We start from the raw sequence: 22,119 nt of genomic DNA on the forward strand, positions 1-22,119 counted from the left end.
CCATAATGCTTCGATACTGAACCGCCCTTTGCGGGGCGCCGGAAAATGCACTTAACGCGGTCACTCCGAGTCGCCTCAAGTTGTATCGAGCGAGCGCATCGAGGCCGAAGCGGCCTCCGATCGGACCGCGCATTCCTGCCTTCATGAGGAGACTTCCATGCAGATCCAACGCGGCCGCCTGATCGACCACCTCCACCTGAAAGTCCGCGACCTCGCGGCCTCCCGCCGCTTCTACGGCGCGGTGCTGGGCGTGCTTGGCATCGCCATCACCGACGGCGATGGCTATTTCTACGCCGACGAGCTGTGGGTCGACGAAGGCACGCCCGGCCAGATCACCCATGCCCACTTCGCCTTCCAGGCCAAGGACCGCGACACGGTCGAGGCCTTCTACAAGGCCGGCCTCGCCGCCGACGGCCGCGACAACGGCGGCCCTGGCGAGCGGGACTATCATCCCGGGTACTACGCGGCATTCTTGCTGGACCCGGACGGGAACAATGTGGAGGCGGTCTACCACGGGCCGCACCAGCGGTCGGTGGAGGCGGTGGTGGTCAGTTGGTGACACTTATGGTGAGTGGACGAGCGTCACGTATATACGCACGATGCGCGGTTCGGTGGCGCCGGCTACACCAATCAATCGCTCGGGCCTCAATGCAAGGCCGTACGCTCGCGCATCGATGCTTGTACCGCATACAGCACTCCCTTAGAACTAAATTTTTGTATATACATTCCGGCCACCAGGTCCCGAGCATTGACGGCCAAGAGAAGGCATGAGTCGAGCGCCCAAGATTCCAGGCACAGGAGAGGCATGGCATTCCGGTACGCTGGGCGAAGACGAACACTACGTAGCCGTCGCGCCCAGAGACTTGCGGGATTCCGTAGATCAGTCGCTCGAGATGCAGGCCATCTCCATTCGGCTGCCCACGGACCTCGTAGAGCAATACCAGGCGATCTCCCGATTCCGCAAGATGGGATACCAGCCGCTGATGCGCGAAGCGCTGACTCGGTTCGCCACGTCGGAGATGAAACGGATCCTCATCGAGGTGAGCGAGCAGCGCGATCAACTGCGAGAGGAACAACGTGAGACAGCGCCAAAGCCCCGGCGGAAAGCGGCGTAACGGCGCCCCTCTGCGACGATGGCTGATGCTCACGCTCGACCTCACGAAACTGTGGCTTCTGGAAGGGACTCTGTTATAATCGCGGGCTTCCGGAGAGATGGATGAGTGGTTTAAGTCGCACGCCTGGAAAGCGTGTATGGGTTAATAGCCCATCGGGGGTTCGAATCCCCCTCTCTCCGCCAAGTTGCCTGTAACCCCTTGAATCGCCAGAATACGTCGGTGTCTCAAGGGGTTTTGTCTTTCGTATGGTGCAAAAGACGGTACAAAAACAGGTACAAGGCCACAGGCAGCAAGGGGATACGGCCGCAGACGACCGTATGCCTCAGTTCATGTTCAAGAACCGGACCGGTACCGGGTACCTCTTCCGCCGTGGCGTCCCTAACGATATGCACCACATCATCGGCAAGTGAGAGTTCAGGGAAAAAGCTCAGCAGTGACTACCGAACTGCTTGCCGGGAACGAAGCCGCTTAGCGCACGAGTCAGCAGAGCGCATTGCTTCAGCCCGCAAAGGCCTGCAACGGCTCCGCCAAAACGGCTTCCATGTTTGGGACGGCCATGAAGTCACCAATGAGGTCGCGCCTGATGTCGCGCAGCCGTTCTAAGCTACCGTGTTTGCCACGACCAAAATCGCGACATTCAGCGGCGTGAAGCCGTCGCAGTGGGTCAACAACCTAGACTGGACTGGGCGGGGCACAGGAGGCTCATAGTTAGTCTGAGCGGCGCTTGAGGCAAGGGCTGGCTACAGACGATTGCAGCGCATTCCCGCAGGTCGTCCATCAACGCTGTACCTGAACGCTTACCGGCTCGCGGATAAACTCATCGGCACCGTGGATGAAGGAAAGCTCCTCCTTGCTTTCGTGCGCGCGCACTTGGCGGGTATCGGCGCTGTACAGGCGCTCCTCTTACGGTCCAAAAACTTCCGCCACGGTAGTCGGGGGTTCGCCGAAAAGAGAATAAGAGTATTAGAGAGCTGGCGAATCAACAATGGGAAGAAATGTTGTCCGTTAAGACATATGACGGGCTTATCGTGCTTCGCTTCGGACATTCATTGAGAGCGCGGTAACTGATTGGCAAGATATGGGTTCCCTACTACGCTGACAACAAACGTCCCATATCAGGACTTGAGGCCTCCATTTTGGACGCATGTCATCTCGTTTACTCGCGTAAGCTACCGCGTCCCTCCGATGCCCCTCACGGATACATAGCTTTTATTAAACGGATAGAAATACTCCGCGCCCGCGCTGAAAATAGTCGCCCTCGTTGACGCCCGGCACGCTACGGATTGTGACGACTAGGCTAGACGACGGCACCGTCAATCGCCAGCCTAGTCGTTCAGTTCGATGCTTTTCCTTTCCTACCCTTAGGCGAACGTGCGGGTGCGATGTCGTTGCTATCAAGGTTCAAGCTCTGCTGCCCCGTTACGTGACCACCTTCGAGCAGGTAGCGAGCCTTGTTTGCTAGCGCCACAAACTGCGCCAGCGCCGACTGTAGCTCTTTGCCGCGAGCACCGTCGTTGTGTAGCTTCACATCCGAATCCGGCGAAGAGCCGGCCGCCAGCCGAAATTGACAAGTCGCGCCGGGGATGGATTCGATTGAGATGACCCGTGGCAGGAGCTTCGGGAGCAAATTGAAGGCATCCGGCCCCTCGAAGGTGCTGGCCATCCATGAATACTCCAGCCAACTCAGGTCGAATCCGGTGGACTCCGTCCAGTCAAAGCGTGGCCTCACTTGACGTTCTATACCCTTGGCGGCTCTGAACCACCCTGCGTCCCACAACGACGGCCCTGCCAGCCCGGCAATTAACCCATACCACGCGAGAGCAGCAGGAAATCGCTTGCTCACGCGGTGCAGCAGGAATTCATGGGTTGTGCTCCGACCAACTAAAAATGCGGCAGCCGCGAGCAGGACCGAAGGTAATCCGTTGTCTGCACCGCGCGGTTCCGCATTTGTCAATTCCGTCGAAAGACGTTGGAAAGCAAGAACGCGTTCCTCGATGGAGTCGCTTGAGAGACCCGGAACGTCCCGCAGTCGTAAGGGGGACGGGAAGAGAGGCGCACGCGCGGATTTGTGCATAAACGATAATGCAGCGTCGAGGACCAAGTAAGCGGTCTCCTCAGCGGAGACAGGCGTTCCAAATTGCCCCCCCGCCATCGCCCAAATAGGCGTCAAATCGCTTACAGTAACCGAGCGCCGCACGAAGCGTCGGTCCGCTTCGACTTGCCGCAGCCGGTCAGCACAAGTCTTGGTCGCCTCGTCCGTTCCGTGTATGCAGGCAGCCCGCGCGATTGCCATTGAGAAGCATGCACTAGCACGCGATAGAGGGAGAGACGCCAATTCGACGTCGGTTTCACCCTGAGCCAAGGCTTCACCCAGAATGACAGACGACCAAATATCCTCGCGCGAATCCCGAACGTTGTCTTGCGCCCTCGCGAATATCTCCCAATCGCGACTCGATACTACCCGTGCGTACTGACTCAACGGCGACGTCTCGGGGGCATATGTTCTCAGCCACGAAAGCGTTTCGACAGCTGACTCATCCTTCAACACCAACAGAACGGGCGGATTGTAACCGGCTGTTATCCTTGAATCAGCATATCCGACTGCGACGTGAGAGTCCTTTATATTATAGGGCTCAATTGAAAATTGCCCCACGCTGCTTAAAGGCTGCTGCCCACCGAATAGAACCTCAGGAATAATGTCCCGTGGAAATATTTGCCAACGAATGGTGCGTTCACTCATGTTTAATCACCTGGCAGTAAATCTTCAAGGTCAAAGTGTGCGGGCTCAGAAAACGCGTTTTCGAGTGGCTTGTTTGTCTCGCCAGTGCGATATGCATTTAGTGCAGTTTTTGCCCGCGTTATTGCTGTGAACCCTAACCTCCGACGATTTAATGGATAGTCGGCGAGTTCTTCGGTGGCATACATATGCACCGCCCTAAATTCGGTTCCCTTTGCCCCATGAATGGTTAGAACATGGATGGGCCGCCCACCCATAAAAGTTGAATCAGCATCCACCCCGTGAACTGCAACCTTGTCCGCAAGGTCAGTTGCATTGAATTTCTCACGCAACTCGACCCGAGTCTCCTTTTTTCCACAAAATATTCCGATGGTATCGCCAGCAAAAGCATCAAGCTGAACACGTATAATTTCTAGCATCTTGTCGAACTGCTCATCCCTGCTTTTTAGGACGTGCATCTTTGCGCTCGATTCACCCTGCACTTTAGGGTTGTAGTTCGATGTCGCCTCAAGGTTGTTGGCACCGGACTCCGGTGGCATCAAGCGGTCGGCGACACGGGCGATACGCTGACCAATACGAAAATGGCGCTTCAGAGTATGTTGTTGCAAGCCCAGCTTTTCAGCAACTGCAAGACCATCCCGATTGTAAATTCCTTGCCGGCCGTCGCCACAAATGCACACGTTATCACTTAGACCCAAGAGAGCCTCGAGTTCGTCGGATGTCAAATCTTGCGCTTCATCCACAAATATGGCACTAAAAAGCTTGGGGGCCGGCAGTTTACCGTTCGCCTCTCTCACGAGGTCTAACACTTCGGCGCGCGCTTGGTCGTCAAAGTCAATATTCTTTTTTAATGCCGGCCGGCCCAAGTGCTGGAAAATATGGTCCATAGCCCAAGAGTGGTAAGTCTTTATTTGGTCGGGTGATATTAGGCCAGCGTCCCCAATGCCCGTTCGAATAAAATCGGCCAACGCCCGAGTATAAGTAACAATAAGGACATTCTTCTCACCAGTGCCCGCGAGAAACTCTGCGCGAAGCAACAAGAGATTCGTCTTGCCCGAGCCGGGCGGCCCAACTAGTGAATGTCTGCCATATGGAGGAAGCTTGATGAACGCCTTCTGGTCGTCGTCAAGCTCTTTTACTGACCTAAACCAACCTTTGTTCATTTTTTTTCTCCTTGGAGGTCAAGCAATCAGGTCTGCGTCGTGGAGCGTGTTTGTATCGCCTGCGCCCTCTAGTCGGTCAAGAGCGGTGGCAACCGCTTGCGCGACAGCACCAGCTGCCGATGCGCCGCCTTCTGCTTCATTTATCCCGATAGTCACTACGGCAACCAACCGCGAACTAGCATGAGCATCACCCGCAGCCTGAGCCGCTCGGACCAGCTTTGCCCGGACCGACACGTTTACAGTCCTTTCATACAGCTGCTGCTGCCAGTCAAAATGCAGCTCGCACTCAACTGTCCATTCCGCGTTTACGGTCGAAAGTAACAGAGCAACCTGCGCTTCTCCAGGAGCCGACGGTCGGAGCGTGAGGGGCATATCTGTTCCACACACCTGCAAGAGCTCTGTCCGCACCATTTCGCAATAGCGGCGAAAGAATTCGCCTCTATCGAACGCAAGCCGGGAAGCGTTTGCCGCACTCATCTGCCCGCCGACATTCACCTTGCCCTTCGCAAGCCTAGCGCGTAATTTGGCAAGGGGATCCTTAGTATCGCCCAAGTTAAAGTCCTCCCAGCCCACCAACTGCAGCCGGGATTCCAAATCCTTCACGAGGCAGCGAGACGCGAGCGATTTGAGATTTGCCAATCGGGCGGGATTTCCGTCAGCAAATACGGGCACCTTGGTAAGCACTGCTCGCGCGACAAGCCATCTATTTTCCAGGGTCATTTCGTACTGGAATAGAGGCTGTTTGGCTATGAGGTCATGGAGGACGGCGCCAAGCTGGTAGAAGTTCAAGCCCTTCCATAGCCTCGGCGACGGCGCATCCAGCCGAAAAAGGTATTCCGGCGAGCTGTATTGCGCTGTGGCAAGAAACGGTCGAGTACTCCCGTGGTCCGTTATAGCGCCATCCGGTGCGTCACTCTGCTCCACTTCTCGCGCTACTCCGAGGTCGAGAAGCTTGAGGCTGGTGAAATCCGCTGATACGTGGATATTTTCAGGCTTGATGTCACGGTGCACAATCCCGAGCCCGTCTAAAAACTTCACCGCATCGACAAGCTGACTGAATAAGGGGACGACTGCTTCATCAGGTACCGTACTGAGCACCGTCGTAAGCGGGGGGTAGTCCACGTATTCCATTTCGACAAAAGCCGTACCTTCCGCTTCGACGACCTCAAACGTCTGGATTAGCGAGGGGCAAGAATGCCCAATCAGCTTGCGTTGCACATCTAAACGCTTACGCTCGGCGGCACCAGTGGCTTCGTCAAAAAACTTCGGGTTGAAGCCCTTGAAAACTCGCAACCCTGCGGGCGAGGAGACCGAAAACACCGCAGCGGAACCTCCCGCAGTCAAGTACTTCGCTTCGCCGTATCCGGCCTTGGTCGCAAGGTATCGATTGAGCCGTTCCGTCACGTTTGCAATGGTGCTTTCGTCCAGCGCCGGCATGGCTGGTCCCCCGTAAAGATGTCTTTCAGTTTTTCGTTTGATGAGCTGCAGCAGCAGGAAGCGCCCCCGCGCATGATTATAGTCATGCTCAATTGTGGGAATCGGGCACTTCCCACGGCAAGGTGGACCGCAAGCGGAATGGCGCCTCATCGGCTCGGCAGCCTTGCTTTCATTCGCGGGGTTACATGGTACAAATTTCCACATTTGCGCAACTACAAACGAAGTACCGCAACAAGGTGTAACTCTTTGTTTTTTAATGTTTAATTTTCTGGCCCACCCTCTCTCCACCAAAGATTTTTTTGAGTCGGGAGCGCTGAGTCATCGGTGCGTTGGACGATTGTTCCACTCGGCTTACCCCATACCAAAAAGCGGACCGCATCGCGGTCCGCTTTTTTTTGGTTCATCGAGGAATACCGGGGAAGGCAGCGCGGATTTTGAGGAAGAAGTACTCCTCATCGCGATAGCCGTAAGCGCGCCGCTTGATGACCTTGATGGTGTTATTGATGCCTTCGACGACGCTGGTGTTCAGCGGGTGCCGGCACCGGGCCACAATGCCATGCCAGTAGCCGCTCAAGCGATGGGCGAACTGCTGTAACGGACCAATACCGCTTTGCTGCGCTTGCTCAAACCAGTTGTGCCATGCCCGCTGCGCCCATCCCGGGCGGCGGTAGAACCACAGCCGCTTGAGTTCGTCGCGCAGGATGTAGACCGTCATCAACGGTCGGTTCGCAGCCAACACCTCGTTCAGATGAATGGCCTGACCCTCGCTCAGATTGGCCCGATTGCGCAGCAGCAGCCAACGCGTCGACTTCAGAACGCGTCGGGCCGGCCTGTCGTGGCGTAGCCGATTGGCTTGATCGACCCGAACCCGATCAATGACCTCGCGTCCATATTTGGCCACGATATGGAACAAGTCATAGACGACTTCGGCCTGCGGGCAATGCTCGCGGATCTCGAGTTCATATGCCGTCGTCATGTCGATGGCAACCGCTTCAATCCGCTCTGCCGCGCCCGCTGGCAGTTGCTCGAAGAAGGCGCGCGCCGTCTCGCGTGAACGGCCCTTGCCAATCCACAGCACCTGCCGGCCGATCGGGTCCACGACGACCGTGGCGTAGCGGTGGCCCTTATGCAGCGCAAATTCGTCCATCGCCAGATAGCGGATGTTGGCCCAGTCCGGCTCCGTCACCGCCTCGCGCAAGCGCGCCTTGTCGATGGACTTGATCGTGTGCCACCCAAGCTCATAGAACGCGGCGACAGCGCGCACCGAGCAGTCGCGCAACAGTCGACCACAAGCCTCGGCCAGGCGCGCTGTCACGCGCTGATAGCGCCCGAGCCAATCCAGGCGCTCCAGCCGCGGGCCGCCACATTGATCACACCAGACACGCCGGCGCGGCACGTGTAGAACGACGCGATAGTCGAAAATCGGCAGGTCTCGTACCCGCCGAACGGTGGTCTCGTGTACCTGCTTGCAGCGCGCGCCGCATTCCTGGCAGTGCATGACCTTGCTGGTCGGCTTCAGATAAAGCAATAGCGTCCGACTGTCGCCTTCGGGCCAGACTACCCGCTCAAGACGGTATCCGGTCCAGCAACCCAGCGCCTGCAACGTCTTCCGATCCAGCATTCCCGCTCCTGACCCCTGAAATAACAGGCATCAAGCATACGAAAAACCGGAACCCTTCACGGAATTCTGCGAAGAACCTTTTTTTTGCACCCCGGAGCATGCCGCCCTCGGTTCCGTCGGCGCTCGGTTCTCCTACACCGCCGAGACCTGTGCCGAGGCCGCCTCACCCACCACCTCCGGCGGCGCCGTAACGATCGAGCGCAAGTCAGGCTCGGCCGGCTTGAGCCGGTCGAGATCCGGCTTCGGGCGCGACAAGCCGGGCATCGAAGCAAACGCCGATTCCATCGCCTGCGCGACGCCGAGCGTCAGCGCGTCGCCGCGGAAGGGGCCGGTAATCTGCAGGCCGAACGGCATGCCGGCCTCGTCGGTGCCGCACGGCAAGGCGATGCACGGATGGGTGGTCAGCGTCACGACATAGGTCAGCGCCAGCCAGCGGTAGTAGTTCTCCTGCTTCTGGCCGTCGACGACGTCCGCGTAGAGCTGGGTCCACGGGAATGGCGAGACCGGCGTGGTCGGCGACAGGATCACGTCGTAGTCGCGGAATGCCTGCTGGAAGCGCTGCAGGATGCGGGTCTGCTCGGCCTGCGCCCATGCGCTGTCGACCAGCGACATGCGCGCGCCGATCTCGTAGTTGGCGCGCGTATTGGGACCGAGGCTGTCGGGATCGCGTTCGTAGGTGTCGCGCAGCGAGGCAACGAAGCTCTCGGCGCGCAGCACGTCGAAGCAGCGATGCACATCGCCCAGGTCGAACGCGACCTCGTCGCAGGACTTGAACAGGTGCCGCATCGCGGCGATCCGTGCACGGAACACGCGGCGGATGTCGGGGTCGACGGCGCAGCTGCCGAAGTCCTCGGTCCAGCCGACCCGCAGTCCCGACAAGTCGACGCGCGCCGGCGTCAGCAACGCCAGCGGATCGACCGCATGGCTCAGTGGATCGCCTGCCGACTGGCCGGCCGATGCGGCAAGCTGCAGGCAGGCATCGGCGACCGTGCGGCCCATCGGGCCGACCACCGAGATCGGCGTCCATCCGAGCAGCTTGCGCGAGTTAGGCACCAGCCCCGGCGATGGGCGGAATCCCACCACGCCGCATTTGGCGGCGGGAATCCGCAGCGAGCCGCCGGTATCGGAGCCGGTGCAGACGGGCAGAAAGTCCGCCGCCAGCGCGGCAGCCGAGCCGCCCGACGAGCCGCCCGCGTTCAGGTTCGGATTGAACGGATTGCCGGTGGCCCCCCAGACGGCGTTGCGCGAATTCGCGCCGGCGCCCATCTCCGGAATATTGGTCTTGCCGACCACCACGGCCCCGGCCGCCCGAAGCCGCGCGACCAGCATGTTGTCCTGCGCGGGCACATTGCCGCGGTACAGCGGCGAGCCGTAGGTCGTCAGCACGCCGGCGGTCGCCTCCAGGTCCTTGACGCCGAGCGGCAGGCCATGCAGCAGGCCCAGCGACTCGCCGCGGATCACCGCCTGTTCGGCCGCCCTCGCCTCTTCGCGCGCGCGTTCGTAGCAGGTCGCGGTGATCGCGTTGATCAACGGGTTGTAGCGCTCGATCCGCGCGATGCAGGCGTCAAGCAACTCCACCGGCGAAATCTGGCGGGCGCCGATCAGGCGGCGCAGTTCGACGGCGGACAGCGAAGTCAGTGCGTTGTGGTCGGACATGGCGTATCAGTCGAGCTTGATATTGGCGCGCTGCGCGATGGCCCGCATCTGCGGAATTTCCTTCTCGATCATCGCGCTGACCTGCTTGCCCGACGCGAACGACGGCTCGATGCCGTTGTCGGCCAGCTTCTTGCGCGTGTCGGGATCGGCGATCGTATCGGCCAACGCCTTCTCGAGCTTGGCGTGGACCTCCGGCGGCAAGCCGCGCGGCGCGACCAGCGCGATCCACGTGCTGGCGTCCATGCCGGGATAGCCGCCCTCCGCGACGGTCGGCACATTGGGCAGCAGCGTCGAGCGTTTCGCCGTCGTCACCGCGATGGCCTTGACCTTGCCGGCGCGCACCTGCGGCAGCGCCGCGGCCACGGTGTCGATGCTGAACGGAATCTGGCCGCCGATCAGGTCGGTCATCGCAGGCGCGCTGCCCTTGTAGGGCACGTGCAGCAGCCTGGCGCCGGTCAGATTGAGCAATTGCTCGCCGGCGAAATGCGCGGTGGTGCCGGCACCGAACGAACCGTACGAGTACTTGCCGGGATCGTTCTTCGCCGCGGCCACAAACTCCTTCAGGTTGTTCACCGGCACATCGCGATTGGCCAGCAGGATCAGGCCGGTCACGCCGATCAGGCCGATCGGCTCGAAGTTCTTCTGCGGGTCGTACGGCAGCTTCGGATAGACCGCGGGATTGACCGTGAACGTCGTGCCGGAACTGGCCAGCAGCGTGTAGCCGTCCGGCGCAGCCTTGGCGACGTAGCTGGCGCCGACGACGGTACCGGCGCCAGCCCGGTTCTCGACCACGACGGTCTTGCCGAGCCGTTCGCCGAGCTTCTGCGCGACGATGCGCCCCACCACATCGGTCGCGCCGCCGGGCGGGAATGGCAGCACCAGCTGGATCGGCTTGGTCGGGAAGCTGTCCTGTGCCGAGGCTGCCGACGGCGCCATCGCGACGAGCGCCAGGCCGGTGGCGGCAAACAGGAAACGGACGGGTGAGGCGGAAGGACGCATGGGATGCTCTCTCGTAAGAATCCAAGGCGATGCCGGCGCCAGTGCGTCGGCTCGATGTCATCCTAATGTCAAACTTCGCATAGAATCGTCGCAATGTTTCGAACACTCGATTGCCGAAAAGGCAATCGTTCGTGCAATCCCCGAGCGGGTTTTCCCGAGGGCGCCCGGCCACGTTCTCATCGATATCCCATGTCCTATCGAGCCCTGCAGGAGACCGCGGTGCGCTACTTCCTCGAAGTGGTTCGCACCGGATCGGTCAAGGATGCGGCGATCAAGCTGAACGTCGCGCCGTCGGCCGTCAGCCGGCAGATCGCCAAGCTGGAAAGCGAGCTCGACACGCTGCTGTTCGACCGGCGCCCGCGCGGCCTCGTGCCCAATGCGGCAGGCGAATTGCTGGCCGCGTTCGCCAAGCGTTCGCAGCAGGACATCGAACGCGTGGCCGGCGATATCCAGGCGCTGCGTGGGCTGCGTGTCGGGCGCGTGCGGCTCGCGGCGGTCGAGGGCATCGCCCATGAATTCCTGCCGAACCTTGCCGCCAGCTTTCGCGAGACCCATGCGGGCATTCACTTCGAGCTCGAGGTCTGCCCGCAGGGCGAAATCGCACGGCGGATTCGCGACGGGGAAGCGGATATCGGCATTACGCTGGCGTGGCTGCCCGAGCCGGAGATCCACGTGGAGCTGCGGCACCCGGCACCGGTGCTGGCGGTGATGGCGCCCGACCATCCGCTCGCGCGCCATCGCCAACTGTCGCTGGCGCAGGTCGCGACCTACCCGCTGGCGCTGCCGCCCAAGGACAGCTCGGTGCGGCAATTGCTCGACGCCGGCTGCAGCCGGCAGGGTCTGCGCTACCAGACGGTGTTCTCGAGCAACCAGCTCGATTCGCTGGTCAGCTTCGCGGCGGCCGGGGGCGGAGCGATCTGCTTCTACGGCGAGGTGTCGATCCGCGGCAGGCTGAAGGCGGGCACCATCGCCGCGGTCCCGCTGCGCGATCGCGAGATGAACGAGCGGCAGATCGAGGTGCAGACGCTGGCCAACCGCAAGCTGCCGCCCGCGGCGCGCGCCTTCGTCGAGCATCTGCGGCAGGGCCTGATCGAGCTTCCGCAATCGTGATTGCCGAAAACGCAATCGGCCATTCGCAATATTGCGTGCATCGCATGACCTTACCGAGGCGGGGCGCGGCGAAAATCCCGACTTGATCCACCCTTCCACGTTCCGCACGAGTTGCTGCCTTCATGTCACAGGAAATCTTCGTTCTCGGCGCCGGCATGGTCGGTGTCAGCACCGCACTGGCCCTGCGCCATCGCGGGCACCAGGTCGTTCTTGTCGATCGCGCCGCGCCGGGCACCGAGACCTCCTATGGCAACGCAGGCTTCATCCAGCGCGAGGCGGTGCAGCCGTATGCGTTCCCGCGCGACTGGAAGACGATCGTTCGCGTGATCGCCCGCCAGGGCAACGACGTGCACTACCACCCCGGCGCGATGCTGCGCCTGCTGCCGGTGCTGGCCCGTTACTGGCGCGAATCGGCCCCGGACCGCTACACCGGCACGATCGCCGCCTATGCGGCGCTGGTCAGGCATTGCGTCAGCGAACACGAAAAGCTGATCGCGGCCGCGGGTGCGGAGGACCTGGTCAGCAAGGCGGGTTGGCTCGAGGCCTACCGCAGCCCGCGCGCCTTCGATGACACGGTGCGGGCCGCGACGACGGTGGCGCGCGAGCACGGACTCGATTGCGCGGTCCTCGATGGTGCCGCGCTGCGGGCCGCCGAGCCGGCGCTGCATGGCGGCCTGGCGGGCGCGATCCATTGGCGCGACCCGTGGACCGTCAGCGATCCGGGCGAACTGGTGCAGCGCTATGCCGCGCTGTTCGAACGGCAGGGCGGCATCGTCCGCCGCGGCGACGCCACGACGCTGCAGCCCGATGGCAGCGGCTGGCGCGTGATCACTGAAGCCGGCCCGCTGTCGGCCGCTCACGCCGTCATTGCGTTGGGTCCGTGGGCGTCGACGCTGACGCGGCCGCTCGGGTATCGCCTGCCGCTGTTCATCAAGCGGGGCTACCACCGCCACTACGCGAGCGAGCGCATGCCGTCGCTGCCGCTGCTCGATGCGGAGCGCGGCTTCGTGCTGGCGCCGATGCGGCGCGGTCTTCGCGTGACCACGGGCGCCGAATTCGCTCACCACGATGCACCGCCGACGCCGGTGCAATTGGCGGCGGCCGAGCGCTACGCGCGCGAGCTGGTCGATCTCGGCGCGCCCGTCGAAGCGCAGCCGTGGATGGGCGCGCGGCCCTGCGTCGCCGATATGCGGCCCGTGATAGGACGCGCGCCGCGCCACCGCGGGCTGTGGTTCCATTTCGGCCATGCGCATCAGGGCTTCACGCTCGGCCCTGCCACCGCGCGGCTGCTTGCCGAACTGATCGACGGCGAGACACCGTACGTCGACCCGCGGCCCTACGATCCGGTGCGATTCGAATAGCGCCCAGGGAAGGCTCGAACAAGGTTCGAGCCACGCCTGCAAAGGCGCGATGTTGGGATGCCCGGGCCAGCCCCCGGCGGCCCGATGTCATGCAAAATCCGATGGCAGCCACGGCGAGCGACGCGTCGGCGACGCTCGCCCCAACCTGTCGGAGGTCGCATGCATCTCGAAGGCTCCTGCCACTGTGGCGCGGTCCGCTTCAGCGTGGAATCGCCCTGGCCCTACCCCTATCTGCATTGCTACTGCTCGATTTGCCGCAAGACCGCTGGCGCCGGCGGCTATGCGGCCAATATCGGCGCACTGGGCGACACCCTGCGCGTACGGGGCCGTCGGCACATCGGCATCTATCACGCCGTGATGCGCGAGCCCGGCAAGCGCGCCAGGCGTTCGCCGATGGAGCGTCATTTCTGCACGAAATGCGGCACGGCATTGTGGATACGCAGCCCCGACGAGCCCGAGCGGGTCTATCCCCATGCTGCCGCCATCGACACGCCGCTGCCGCGTCCGCCGGAAATTGTCGACGCGGAGCTCGACTCCGCGGCGTCGTGGGTCGACGTCCCAAGCGGCAAGGGACACGTGCACTGCGCGCAGTGGCCCGAGGAAACACTGGCGCAATGGCATCGGCGGCACGGCCTGGAGCAGCGCTGAGCGGGCCCGGGACCGGTCCGGGAGTGGGATCCGCAGCGGGACGGCTTGCGCACCGCTGCTATTCTTGGCGCTCCGTCAATACCCGACACTATCCGGACACTATCCGCCACCGCGCCATCCCATGCACTGGATCTACCTGGCCATCGCCATCGTCGCCGAAGTCATCGCCACCACCGCACTGAAGGCCGCCGCCGGCTTTACCCGTCCGCTGCCGTCACTGGTCGTCGTCACCGGCTATGCGATTGCCTTCTTCTGCCTGTCGCTGACGCTGCGCCACGTGCCCATCGGCATCGCCTATGCGATCTGGTCGGGCGTCGGCATCGTGCTGGTGTCGGTGGCGGCGTGGCTGCTGTTCGGCCAGCGGCTCGATCTGCCGGCCCTGCTCGGCATCGCGCTGATCATGGCCGGCGTGCTGGTGATCAACCTGTGGTCGAAGTCGGTCACGCATTGAATCGGCGACGCCGCACCCTCCCCCTCCCGGCACCCTACCGACACCCTACCAACTGCAAACAAATGTAAGCGCCTTGAAAAGTGCACCGGAAGCTTCCACCATTTGTAAGAAATGCAGTACGCTAATAACAATCGATTAAGACATTACGCAATATCGATATAAACAAAACTAAAGTCAGACAACTGGCAATCGGTAATTCGGCGACGCCGCGCATTCCATTGCGGCGGCACACGGTCGAATTCCGGCGCCAATATTGACCGAAGAATTCCGGGGGGGCATCCGGGCACAGCCCATGCCAATTGATGGATATTCCATTGCCATGGAATATCTAGGGTCATTGTCGCGGTCTGTCGTCATCGCCGGTTCAGCCTACCCGATTTGCCGCGGTGTTTTGCCGCGGCCCTCTGTGGGATCGCCTGTAGCGTTCGCCAGCCCGGCGTGCGCTCGTTTTTTTCGCAGGACAGAACTGGCGTATGGCTCAAACCCGCATTGGAACGGACGCGATCGTCGCGTCCAGCGTCGCGCAGGCGCAGGATTGGCTCGGCCGCCACTATCCCGGCATCACGATCGAGGCCGATGGCGGCGAGCCCAGGCTGGAAATCCAGATCGACTATCTCGACGGCATGGCCGTGCATACGCTGGCCACGGACACCCCGCTGTGCCTGCGGCTGCCTTGCCAGCACGACGGCTATCTGCTGTACACGCAGGCCGATGGCCAGCTCTCCCTTGCCACCGAGCAGGACGGGCTGCGGCCCTTGCCGGCCGGCACCGCCGTTGCCGACGCCAGGCGGGTCACTGCATGGGGCTTCGGCCCGGGCCGCTACGAAGCCATCCTGATCGATGCGGCCAGCGTGCACGGCCGGCTGTCGCAGTCGATCGAACGGCCGGTGATGCACCGCGTCAAATTCGCCCCGCCGGAGGGTAGCGTGCCGTCCGGCGTGCGTTTCGCCGGTGAACTGGTGCGCGCGGCGGGGCGCTATTCGAAGGCGGACGGCGGCCCGCAGGCGATCGCCCCGGACATCGTGCAAAGCCTGCAGGACGCCGTGATCTTCGCGATGCTCAAGGAGATCCCGCACAACTATTCGGTGTACCTGGCGCGCCGCCATGCCGGCCCGTCCCCGCGGCATGTGCGCCGGGCGATCGAGTACATCCACGCCAACGCCAGGGCGGCGCTCGGGCTGGCGGACATCGCGCTGGCGGCCCGCGTCAGCATCCGTACGCTGCAGGCCGGCTTTGCCAGGTTCAAGGGCTTCACGCCGATGGGCTATGTCAAGCGGGTGCGGCTGGAGGGTGTCCATGCGGACCTGCGTACCGCCGGCGCGGAACAGTCGATCGCCGAGATCGCCCGGCGCTGGGGCTTCAGCCACCTGGGGCAATTCGCGCGGGATTACCGCATGGCCTTCGGCGAAACCCCTTCCCAGACACGCCGGGGCGATTGACGGCACCGCCGGCGGAAATTGTCGGCAACCAGATAAATATCGCTTAAATCAGATTTAATTGAATCGGGAATTTAATACCCCTGCGCCTACCGGCGTAGGGGTATTTTTTCTCGCAAATACCCCGCCACGGTTAATGCCTCTTCCGCGCTTCATTATCAAAAAAACGCAGGCCATATCAATCGCACGCACTATATCGCTTGCCGCACAGACGAAGACATACCGCCACTTGGGAATCACTTATACGCTCCACTTCCAATAGTGCGCAGTCGTTTCGATCGACCCAAGGAGACAGGCATGGCTTCGTCAGCTGTTCTGCAAAACCACATCGATGTCGCGGTGCCCGCGGGGACCAGCACCGTCGCGGCACCGGAGGGCGCCGCCAATTTCCTGGTCGCCGGCAACAAGGACAACGTCGCCAACTATGCGCGCGAGGGCAACGACCTGCTGATCGAGTTCAAGGATGGGCAGACGTTGCGCATCCAGGGCTTCTTCGCCAATGGCGTCAACTTCAACAACCTGGTGTTCGTCGAGGGCGATTCGCGCTGGCTCGCCACCTTCGACCAGGCGCTGATGGCGAGCGGCGACAACGTCCTCGAATCGGCGGTGGTCTACGAGCCGATTGCGGACGGCAGCGCGGCGCTGCTCGGCATCCTGGGCCTGGCGGCCGGTGCCGGCGTCATCGCCGCAGCGGCGGGCGGCGGCGGTGGTGGTGGCGGCGGTGACAGTCGCGCGGCGCCCGCAAGGCCGACGGTCAGCCTGTTGGACGATCAGGCCCCGGGCACGGGAACGATCGCCAACGGCAGCGCCACCAACGACGCCACGCCGACGCTGCAGGGCACCGGCGCCGTACCGAACGGCCGCATCCAGATCTCGATCGACGGCCAGCCGCCGGTGACCGTCAACGCCGACGCCAGCGGCAACTGGAGCTACACGCCGCCCGCGCTGCCCTCCGGCCAGCATCGGATCGTCGTCACGCAGAGCGGCAGCGATGGCAAGACCAGCGAGCCCACGGTGATCGACGTGGCGATCGACACCACGGCGCCCGCCACGCCGACGCTCAATCCCAGCAATGGCGCGACCCTGAGCGGTACCGCCGAGGCCGGCAGCACGGTCGGCATCGACCTGAACGGCGACGGCGCGCCCGATGCCACGGTCATCGCCGACGGCAACGGCAACTGGACCTATACCCCGACCTCGCCGCTGCCGGACGGCACCACCGTGACCGTGGTCGCGACCGACCCGGCAGGCAATACCAGCGAGCCGGCGACGACGACGGTCGACGGCCAGCCGCCGGCCACCCCGACCGTCAATCCGACCAACGGCACCACGCTGAGCGGTACCGCGGAAGCAGGCAGCACCGTCGGCATCGACCTGAACGGCGACGGCGCACCGGACGCCACCGTCACCGCCGACGGCGGCGGCAACTGGACATACACGCCGACCTCGCCGCTGCCCGACGGCACCACGGTCACCGTCACCGCGACCGACCCCGCAGGCAATACCAGCGGCCCCGCGACGACGACCGTCGACGCCGCCGCTCCCGCCGCGCCGGCGATTTCCGGCGTCACCGACGACACCGATCCGGTCAGCGGCCCGCTGACCTCGGGCGGCAGCACCAACGACACCACGCCGACGATCGCCGGTACCGCGGAAGCGAACAGCACCGTGCAGATCTTCAACGGCACCACGCTGCTGGGCACCGTCGTTGCCGACGGCAGCGGCAACTGGACCTTCTCGCCGACCACGCCGCTGGCCGACGGCACCTATTCGCTGACGGCGACCGCCACCGACGCGGTGGGCAATGTCAGCGGCCCCGGCACCGCCTTCGTCATCACCGTCGATACCGCCGCCCCTGCCGCCCCGGCCATCACCCAGGCCACCGGCACCACGCTGGCCGGCACGGCCGAAGCCGGCAGCATCATCGCGATCGATCTGAACGGCGACGGCGCACCGGACGCCACCGTCACCGCCGACGGCGGCGGCAACTGGACCTACACGCCTGCCACGCCGCTGGCCGACGGCACCACGGTCAGCGTCACCGCGGCCGACGCCGCCGGCAACAGCAGCGGGCCGGTTACCGCGACCATCGATTCCATGGCGCCGACCGCACCGGCCATCGCCGGCGTCACCGACGACATGGACCCGGTCAGCGGCCCGGTGACCTCGGAGGGCAGCACCAACGACGCGACGCCGACGATCGCCGGTACCGCGGAAGCGAACAGCACCGTGCAGATCTTCAACGGCACCACGCTGCTGGGTACCGTCGTCGCCGACGGCAGCGGCAACTGGACCTTTACGCCGACCACGCCGCTGGCCGACGGCAGCTATTCGCTGACGGCCACCGCCACCGATGCCGCCGGCAACACCAGCCCGGCCAGTACTGCCTTCGACCTGACGATCGATACCGCGCCGCCGGCAGTCCCGGTCATCGTCCAGGCCAACGGCAACACGATCGCGGGCACCGCGGACGCGAACAGCACGATCGCGATCGATACCAACGGTGACGGCACGCCGGACGCCACGGTCACCGCCGACGGCGCCGGCAACTGGACCTATACGCCGGCCACCCCGCTGGCCGACGGCGCGACGGTCACCGTCACCGCGACCGATCCCGCCGGCAATGCCAGCGCGCCGGCCACCGCTACGGTCGACGCCGCCGCTCCCGCCGCGCCGACGATCGCGCCGACCAACGGCACGGTGCTCCAGGGCACCGCCGAGGCCGACAGCACCGTCAATATCGACACCAACGGCGACGGCACCGCCGACACCACGGTGACCGCCGACGGCGCCGGCAATTGGACCTATACGCCGAGCACGCCGCTGCCCGACGGCACGGTCGTCAGCGTCACGGCGACCGATGCCGCCGGCAACGTCAGCCCGCCGGCCACCGCGACGGTCGATGCAGCCGCGCCGGCCGCACCGGCCATCGCCACGGTCGTCGATGACGCCGATCCGGTGTCGGCGCCGCTGACCTCCGGCGACAGCACCAACGACACCACGCCGACGATTTCCGGCACCGCCGAGGCGAACAGCACGGTGCAGATCTTCAGCGGCAGCACGTTGCTTGGCACGGCGAGCGCCGATGGCAGCGGCAACTGGACCTTCTCGCCGACCACGCCGCTGGCCGACGGGCCCTACTCGCTGACCGTCACGGCGACCGACGCCGCCGGCAACACCAGTCCTGCCAGCGCCGCGTTCGACTTCACCGTCGACACGGCCCCGCCGAGCACGCCCGTCATCACCCAGGCCAATAGCGGCACGATTGCCGGCACCGCCGAGGCCAACAGCACCGTCGCCATCGACACCAATGGCGACGGCACGCCGGATGTCACCGTGACGGCCGATGCCAGCGGCAACTGGACCCATGCGCCGACGACGCCGATCGCCGACGGCACGACGATCAGCGTGACGGCAGCCGACGCCGCCGGCAACGTCAGCGCGCCCGCCACGATCGCGATCGATTCCGTGGCACCGGCCGCGCCGACGATCGCGCCGACCAACGGCACACTGCTGCAAGGCACGGCCGAGGCCAACGGCACGGTCAATATCGACACCGACGGCGACGGCACGCCGGACGCCACGGTGACCGCCGACGGCGCCGGCAACTGGACCTATTCGCCGGCCACGCCGCTGGCCGATGGCACGGTCGTCAATGTCACGGCGACCGACGCCGCCGGCAACATCAGCCCGCCGGCCAGCGCCACCGTCGACGCGGTGGCGCCGGGCACGCCGACGATCCAGCCGACCGATGGCACGCTGCTGCAGGGCACCGCGGACGCGAACAGCACGGTCGATATCGACACCAATGGCGACGGCACGCCGGACGCCACGGTCACCGCCGACGGCACCGGCAACTGGACCTACACGCCGGCCACGCCGCTGGCCGATGGTACGGTCGTCAACGTCACCGCCCGCGACGCGGCCGGCAACGTCAGTGCACCGGCCACCGCCACGGTCGACGCGCTGCCGCCGGCCGCACCGACCATCGAGCCGACCAACGGCACGGTGCTCGCGGGGACGGCCGAAGCCAATAGCACGGTCGAGATCGACACCAATGGCGACGGCACGCCGGACGCCACGGTCACCGCCGACGGCGCCGGCAACTGGAGCCACACCCCCGCCACGCCGCTGCCCGACGGCACCGTCGTCAGCGTCACCGCGACCGATGCCACTGGCAATACCAGCGCGCCGGCCACGGCGACCGTCGATGCGCTGCCGCCGGCCGCGCCCGTCATTGCGCCCACCAACGGCACGGTGATCGCAGGCACCGCGGAAGCGAACAGCACGATCGAGATCGACACCAATGGCGATGGCACGCCCGAGGCGACCGTCACCGCCGACGGCGCCGGCAACTGGAGCTATACCCCGGCCACGCCGCTGCCCGATGGCACCGTGGTCAGCGCCACTGCCACCGATGCCGCGGGCAACACCGGTGCCCCGGGCAGCGCGACCGTCGACGCCGTGGTGCCGGCCGTCCCGGCGATCGCCAGCGTCACCGACGACGTCGATCCGGTCAGCGGCGCGCTGACGTCGGGGGACACCACCAACGACGGCACGCCGACCATCGCAGGCACGGCCGAGGCGAACAGCACGGTGCGCATCTTCAACGGCACCACGCTGATCGGCACGACAACCGCCGACGGCACCGGCAACTGGTCGTTCACGCCGACCGCGCCGCTGGCCGACGGCGCGTACGCGCTGACCGTGACCGCGACCGATGCGGCCGGCAATGCCAGCCCCGCCAGCGCGGCCTTCAACCTGACCGTCGATACCGCGGCGCCCGCCGCCACGGTGGCGATCACCGGCGTCACCGACGACACCGGCACGGCGGGGGACTGGATCACCGGCGATACCACGCCGACATTCTCCGGCACGCTCAGCGCCCCGCTGGCCGCCGGCGACCGGGTCGAGGTCAGCTACGACGGCGGCAATACCTGGACGCAGGCGACCGTCAACGGCACCAGCTGGTCGTGGGCCGCGGCCAATCACCAGTTCGCCGACGGCAACCACTCGGTGACGGTGCGCGTGATCGACGCCGCCGGCAACCTCGGCACCACCGACACCCAGGCCTTCACGATCTCGACGAACGTCGCGCCGGAAGTGTCGGCGCAGGAATCGGGCGGGCTGCTGGGCATCGTCGACGCCAACGTGCTGGGGCTGATCGACCTGAGTTCCCAGCAGGTGTTCGGCGCGAGCGACTACAACAACAACATCCAGCAGGTGGTGCTGCGCTACGGCGGCCTGCTCGGCCTGCCGCTGCAGCGCCTCGGATACAACGCCGACCTTGCCGCGGAGCTGGGCATCAACGTGGTCCCGCTGCACGACCCGGGCATTCTCGGCGTGATCGCGGCATCGTCGACGCTGACGATCACGTCGGTCGGCGGCGGACCGATCGATACGCTGCGGCTCAACGAGCTGCTCGGCTCGGTGACGATCGAAGGCGGCCTGCTGGGCGTCAGCCTGGACGTGCTGTCGAACTTCACGATCACCGCGACCGACACCACCGGGCTGACCGATACGGCCAACGCGACCCAGCTCGCCAGCGCCGAGGTACTCGCCGGCCTGCTGGGCTCGAGCCAGTCGAGCGCGATCATCGAAGGCACCGCCTCCGCGGACACCGTCGATGGCACCAGCGGCAGCGATCGCCTGTACGGCTACGCCGGCGACGACACGCTGAACGGCGGCGACGGCAACGACCTGCTGCGCGGCGGCGCGGGCAACGACACGCTCAACGGCGGCAACGGCAACGACCTGCTGATCGGCGGCGCCGGCAACGACACGATGACGGGCGGCGCCGGCGGGGACGTGTTCCTGTACGAGGTCACCGCCAACGACGGCACCGGCGGCAACGGCAGCGACGTCATCACCGACTTCACGGTAGGGACGGCGCCGGGACAGGCCGGCTCCGACGTGATCGACCTGTCGAGCCTGCTGGTCGGCTACACCGCGGACGGCGATGGCCCGGCGCACTACGTCAACGGCGCGGCGACCATCGACGCAGGCGACAACATCGGCGACTTCCTCAGCGTGACCAACGACGGCGCCAATACGGTCATCAGCATCGACCGCGACGGCGGCGGCACCGCCTTCAGCTCCGAGACGCTGATCACGCTGAACAACGTCAACACCGATCTGGAGACGCTGCTGGCCAATCGTCAGGTTCTGGTCTGAGCGAGGCGGGCGGCGGTTTCCCCGTTCCGCCGCCCGCTTCGCCAGACGCTTTCTCACCAGGTGCTCACCACGTCCCCACCCCGTTCTCGCGCCCTGTTCCACGTCGACGAGGAGACCCGCCCCCACCGCATCGATCCACCCTGCAATACCCCGTCGGCCGCGACGCTGCCTCGCGACCGATGCGTGGCCACATGTCAAAAGCCTTCACCGC

The 22,119-nt window shown here is 64.4% G+C and carries 14 protein-coding genes and 1 tRNA gene; 9 read left to right on the top strand and 6 right to left on the bottom strand.

The window, feature by feature from the left end:
- The first annotated feature begins 157 nt into the window (after window positions 1-157).
- The 3 genes from FOB47_RS19540 (at window position 158) to FOB47_RS19550 (ending at window position 1,297) form a co-directional block, all read left to right on the top strand.
- Window positions 158-559 carry a VOC family protein gene (locus tag FOB47_RS19540; RefSeq protein ID WP_174781882.1) on the top strand — a complete coding sequence of 134 codons (402 nt, stop codon included), beginning with the start codon at window positions 158-160 and terminating at the stop codon, window positions 557-559.
- A 208-nt stretch (window positions 560-767) separates the two neighbouring features.
- On the top strand, window positions 768-1,115 hold the full coding sequence (locus FOB47_RS19545) for a hypothetical protein (RefSeq protein ID WP_174781883.1): 348 nt from the start codon (window positions 768-770) through the stop codon (window positions 1,113-1,115).
- Window positions 1,116-1,206: 91 nt separating this feature from the next.
- Window positions 1,207-1,297 (top strand) — tRNA-Ser (locus FOB47_RS19550).
- A 1,151-nt stretch (window positions 1,298-2,448) separates the two neighbouring features.
- Here the strand turns inward: FOB47_RS19550 and FOB47_RS19555 are convergent.
- The 6 genes from FOB47_RS19555 to FOB47_RS19580 all read right to left on the bottom strand — a co-directional run bounded on the left by FOB47_RS19555 (window position 2,449) and on the right by FOB47_RS19580 (window position 10,728).
- The gene (locus FOB47_RS19555; RefSeq protein ID WP_174781884.1) at window positions 2,449-3,855 is read right to left on the bottom strand and encodes a hypothetical protein; all 1,407 of its coding nucleotides are present in this window, start codon (window positions 3,853-3,855) and stop codon (window positions 2,449-2,451) included.
- Window positions 3,856-3,857: 2 nt separating this feature from the next.
- Window positions 3,858-5,015 (bottom strand): ATP-binding domain-containing protein, encoded by a 1,158-nt coding sequence (locus FOB47_RS19560; RefSeq protein WP_174781885.1) that lies wholly within the window; start codon window positions 5,013-5,015, stop codon window positions 3,858-3,860.
- A gap of 18 nt (window positions 5,016-5,033) precedes the next feature.
- Window positions 5,034-6,452: a protein kinase domain-containing protein gene (locus tag FOB47_RS19565; protein WP_174781886.1), complete on the bottom strand. Its 1,419-nt coding sequence runs from the start codon at window positions 6,450-6,452 to the stop codon at window positions 5,034-5,036.
- Between the two features lie 400 nt (window positions 6,453-6,852).
- Window positions 6,853-8,073, bottom strand: coding sequence for an ISL3 family transposase (locus FOB47_RS19570; protein WP_174781032.1), 1,221 nt, complete (start codon window positions 8,071-8,073; stop codon window positions 6,853-6,855).
- A gap of 132 nt (window positions 8,074-8,205) precedes the next feature.
- Window positions 8,206-9,729 (bottom strand): amidase, encoded by a 1,524-nt coding sequence (locus tag FOB47_RS19575; RefSeq protein ID WP_174781887.1) that lies wholly within the window; start codon window positions 9,727-9,729, stop codon window positions 8,206-8,208.
- A gap of 6 nt (window positions 9,730-9,735) precedes the next feature.
- Window positions 9,736-10,728 carry a Bug family tripartite tricarboxylate transporter substrate binding protein gene (locus FOB47_RS19580; RefSeq protein WP_174781888.1) on the bottom strand — a complete coding sequence of 331 codons (993 nt, stop codon included), beginning with the start codon at window positions 10,726-10,728 and terminating at the stop codon, window positions 9,736-9,738.
- 189 nt (window positions 10,729-10,917) lie between these two features.
- On the opposite strand from FOB47_RS19580, the gene FOB47_RS19585 reads away from it, so the two are divergent.
- The 6 genes from FOB47_RS19585 to FOB47_RS19610 all read left to right on the top strand — a co-directional run bounded on the left by FOB47_RS19585 (window position 10,918) and on the right by FOB47_RS19610 (window position 21,908).
- Window positions 10,918-11,838 carry a LysR family transcriptional regulator gene (locus FOB47_RS19585; protein WP_053822134.1) on the top strand — a complete coding sequence of 307 codons (921 nt, stop codon included), beginning with the start codon at window positions 10,918-10,920 and terminating at the stop codon, window positions 11,836-11,838.
- Between the two features lie 122 nt (window positions 11,839-11,960).
- The gene (locus FOB47_RS19590; protein WP_174781889.1) at window positions 11,961-13,199 is read left to right on the top strand and encodes an NAD(P)/FAD-dependent oxidoreductase; all 1,239 of its coding nucleotides are present in this window, start codon (window positions 11,961-11,963) and stop codon (window positions 13,197-13,199) included.
- A gap of 159 nt (window positions 13,200-13,358) precedes the next feature.
- Complete coding sequence (locus FOB47_RS19595) at window positions 13,359-13,847, top strand: GFA family protein (RefSeq protein ID WP_053822136.1); 489 nt, start codon at window positions 13,359-13,361, stop codon at window positions 13,845-13,847.
- Window positions 13,848-13,968: 121 nt separating this feature from the next.
- Complete coding sequence (locus tag FOB47_RS19600; protein WP_053822137.1) at window positions 13,969-14,298, top strand: DMT family transporter; 330 nt, start codon at window positions 13,969-13,971, stop codon at window positions 14,296-14,298.
- 473 nt (window positions 14,299-14,771) lie between these two features.
- Window positions 14,772-15,737, top strand: coding sequence for a helix-turn-helix transcriptional regulator (locus FOB47_RS19605; protein WP_174781890.1), 966 nt, complete (start codon window positions 14,772-14,774; stop codon window positions 15,735-15,737).
- Window positions 15,738-16,031: 294 nt separating this feature from the next.
- The gene (locus FOB47_RS19610) at window positions 16,032-21,908 is read left to right on the top strand and encodes an Ig-like domain-containing protein (protein WP_174781891.1); all 5,877 of its coding nucleotides are present in this window, start codon (window positions 16,032-16,034) and stop codon (window positions 21,906-21,908) included.
- Window positions 21,909-22,119 lie beyond the last annotated feature (211 nt).

It is taken from the genome of Cupriavidus gilardii (genome assembly GCF_013347325.1).
GTDB classification, from domain to species: domain Bacteria; phylum Pseudomonadota; class Gammaproteobacteria; order Burkholderiales; family Burkholderiaceae; genus Cupriavidus; species Cupriavidus gilardii.

Coding starts and splice junctions, on each gene's coding strand:
- FOB47_RS19575 (WP_174781887.1), bottom strand. CDS start 9,729: ATGTCCGACCACAACGCACTGACTTCGCTGTCCGCCGTCGAACTGCGC.
- FOB47_RS19555 (WP_174781884.1), bottom strand. CDS start 3,855: ATGAGTGAACGCACCATTCGTTGGCAAATATTTCCACGGGACATTATT.
- FOB47_RS19560 (WP_174781885.1), bottom strand. CDS start 5,015: ATGAACAAAGGTTGGTTTAGGTCAGTAAAAGAGCTTGACGACGACCAG.
- FOB47_RS19595 (WP_053822136.1), top strand. CDS start 13,359: ATGCATCTCGAAGGCTCCTGCCACTGTGGCGCGGTCCGCTTCAGCGTG.
- FOB47_RS19580 (WP_174781888.1), bottom strand. CDS start 10,728: ATGCGTCCTTCCGCCTCACCCGTCCGTTTCCTGTTTGCCGCCACCGGC.
- FOB47_RS19605 (WP_174781890.1), top strand. CDS start 14,772: ATGGCTCAAACCCGCATTGGAACGGACGCGATCGTCGCGTCCAGCGTC.
- FOB47_RS19585 (WP_053822134.1), top strand. CDS start 10,918: ATGTCCTATCGAGCCCTGCAGGAGACCGCGGTGCGCTACTTCCTCGAA.
- FOB47_RS19570 (WP_174781032.1), bottom strand. CDS start 8,073: ATGCTGGATCGGAAGACGTTGCAGGCGCTGGGTTGCTGGACCGGATAC.
- FOB47_RS19600 (WP_053822137.1), top strand. CDS start 13,969: ATGCACTGGATCTACCTGGCCATCGCCATCGTCGCCGAAGTCATCGCC.
- FOB47_RS19565 (WP_174781886.1), bottom strand. CDS start 6,452: ATGCCGGCGCTGGACGAAAGCACCATTGCAAACGTGACGGAACGGCTC.
- FOB47_RS19590 (WP_174781889.1), top strand. CDS start 11,961: ATGTCACAGGAAATCTTCGTTCTCGGCGCCGGCATGGTCGGTGTCAGC.
- FOB47_RS19540 (WP_174781882.1), top strand. CDS start 158: ATGCAGATCCAACGCGGCCGCCTGATCGACCACCTCCACCTGAAAGTC.
- FOB47_RS19545 (WP_174781883.1), top strand. CDS start 768: ATGAGTCGAGCGCCCAAGATTCCAGGCACAGGAGAGGCATGGCATTCC.
- FOB47_RS19610 (WP_174781891.1), top strand. CDS start 16,032: ATGGCTTCGTCAGCTGTTCTGCAAAACCACATCGATGTCGCGGTGCCC.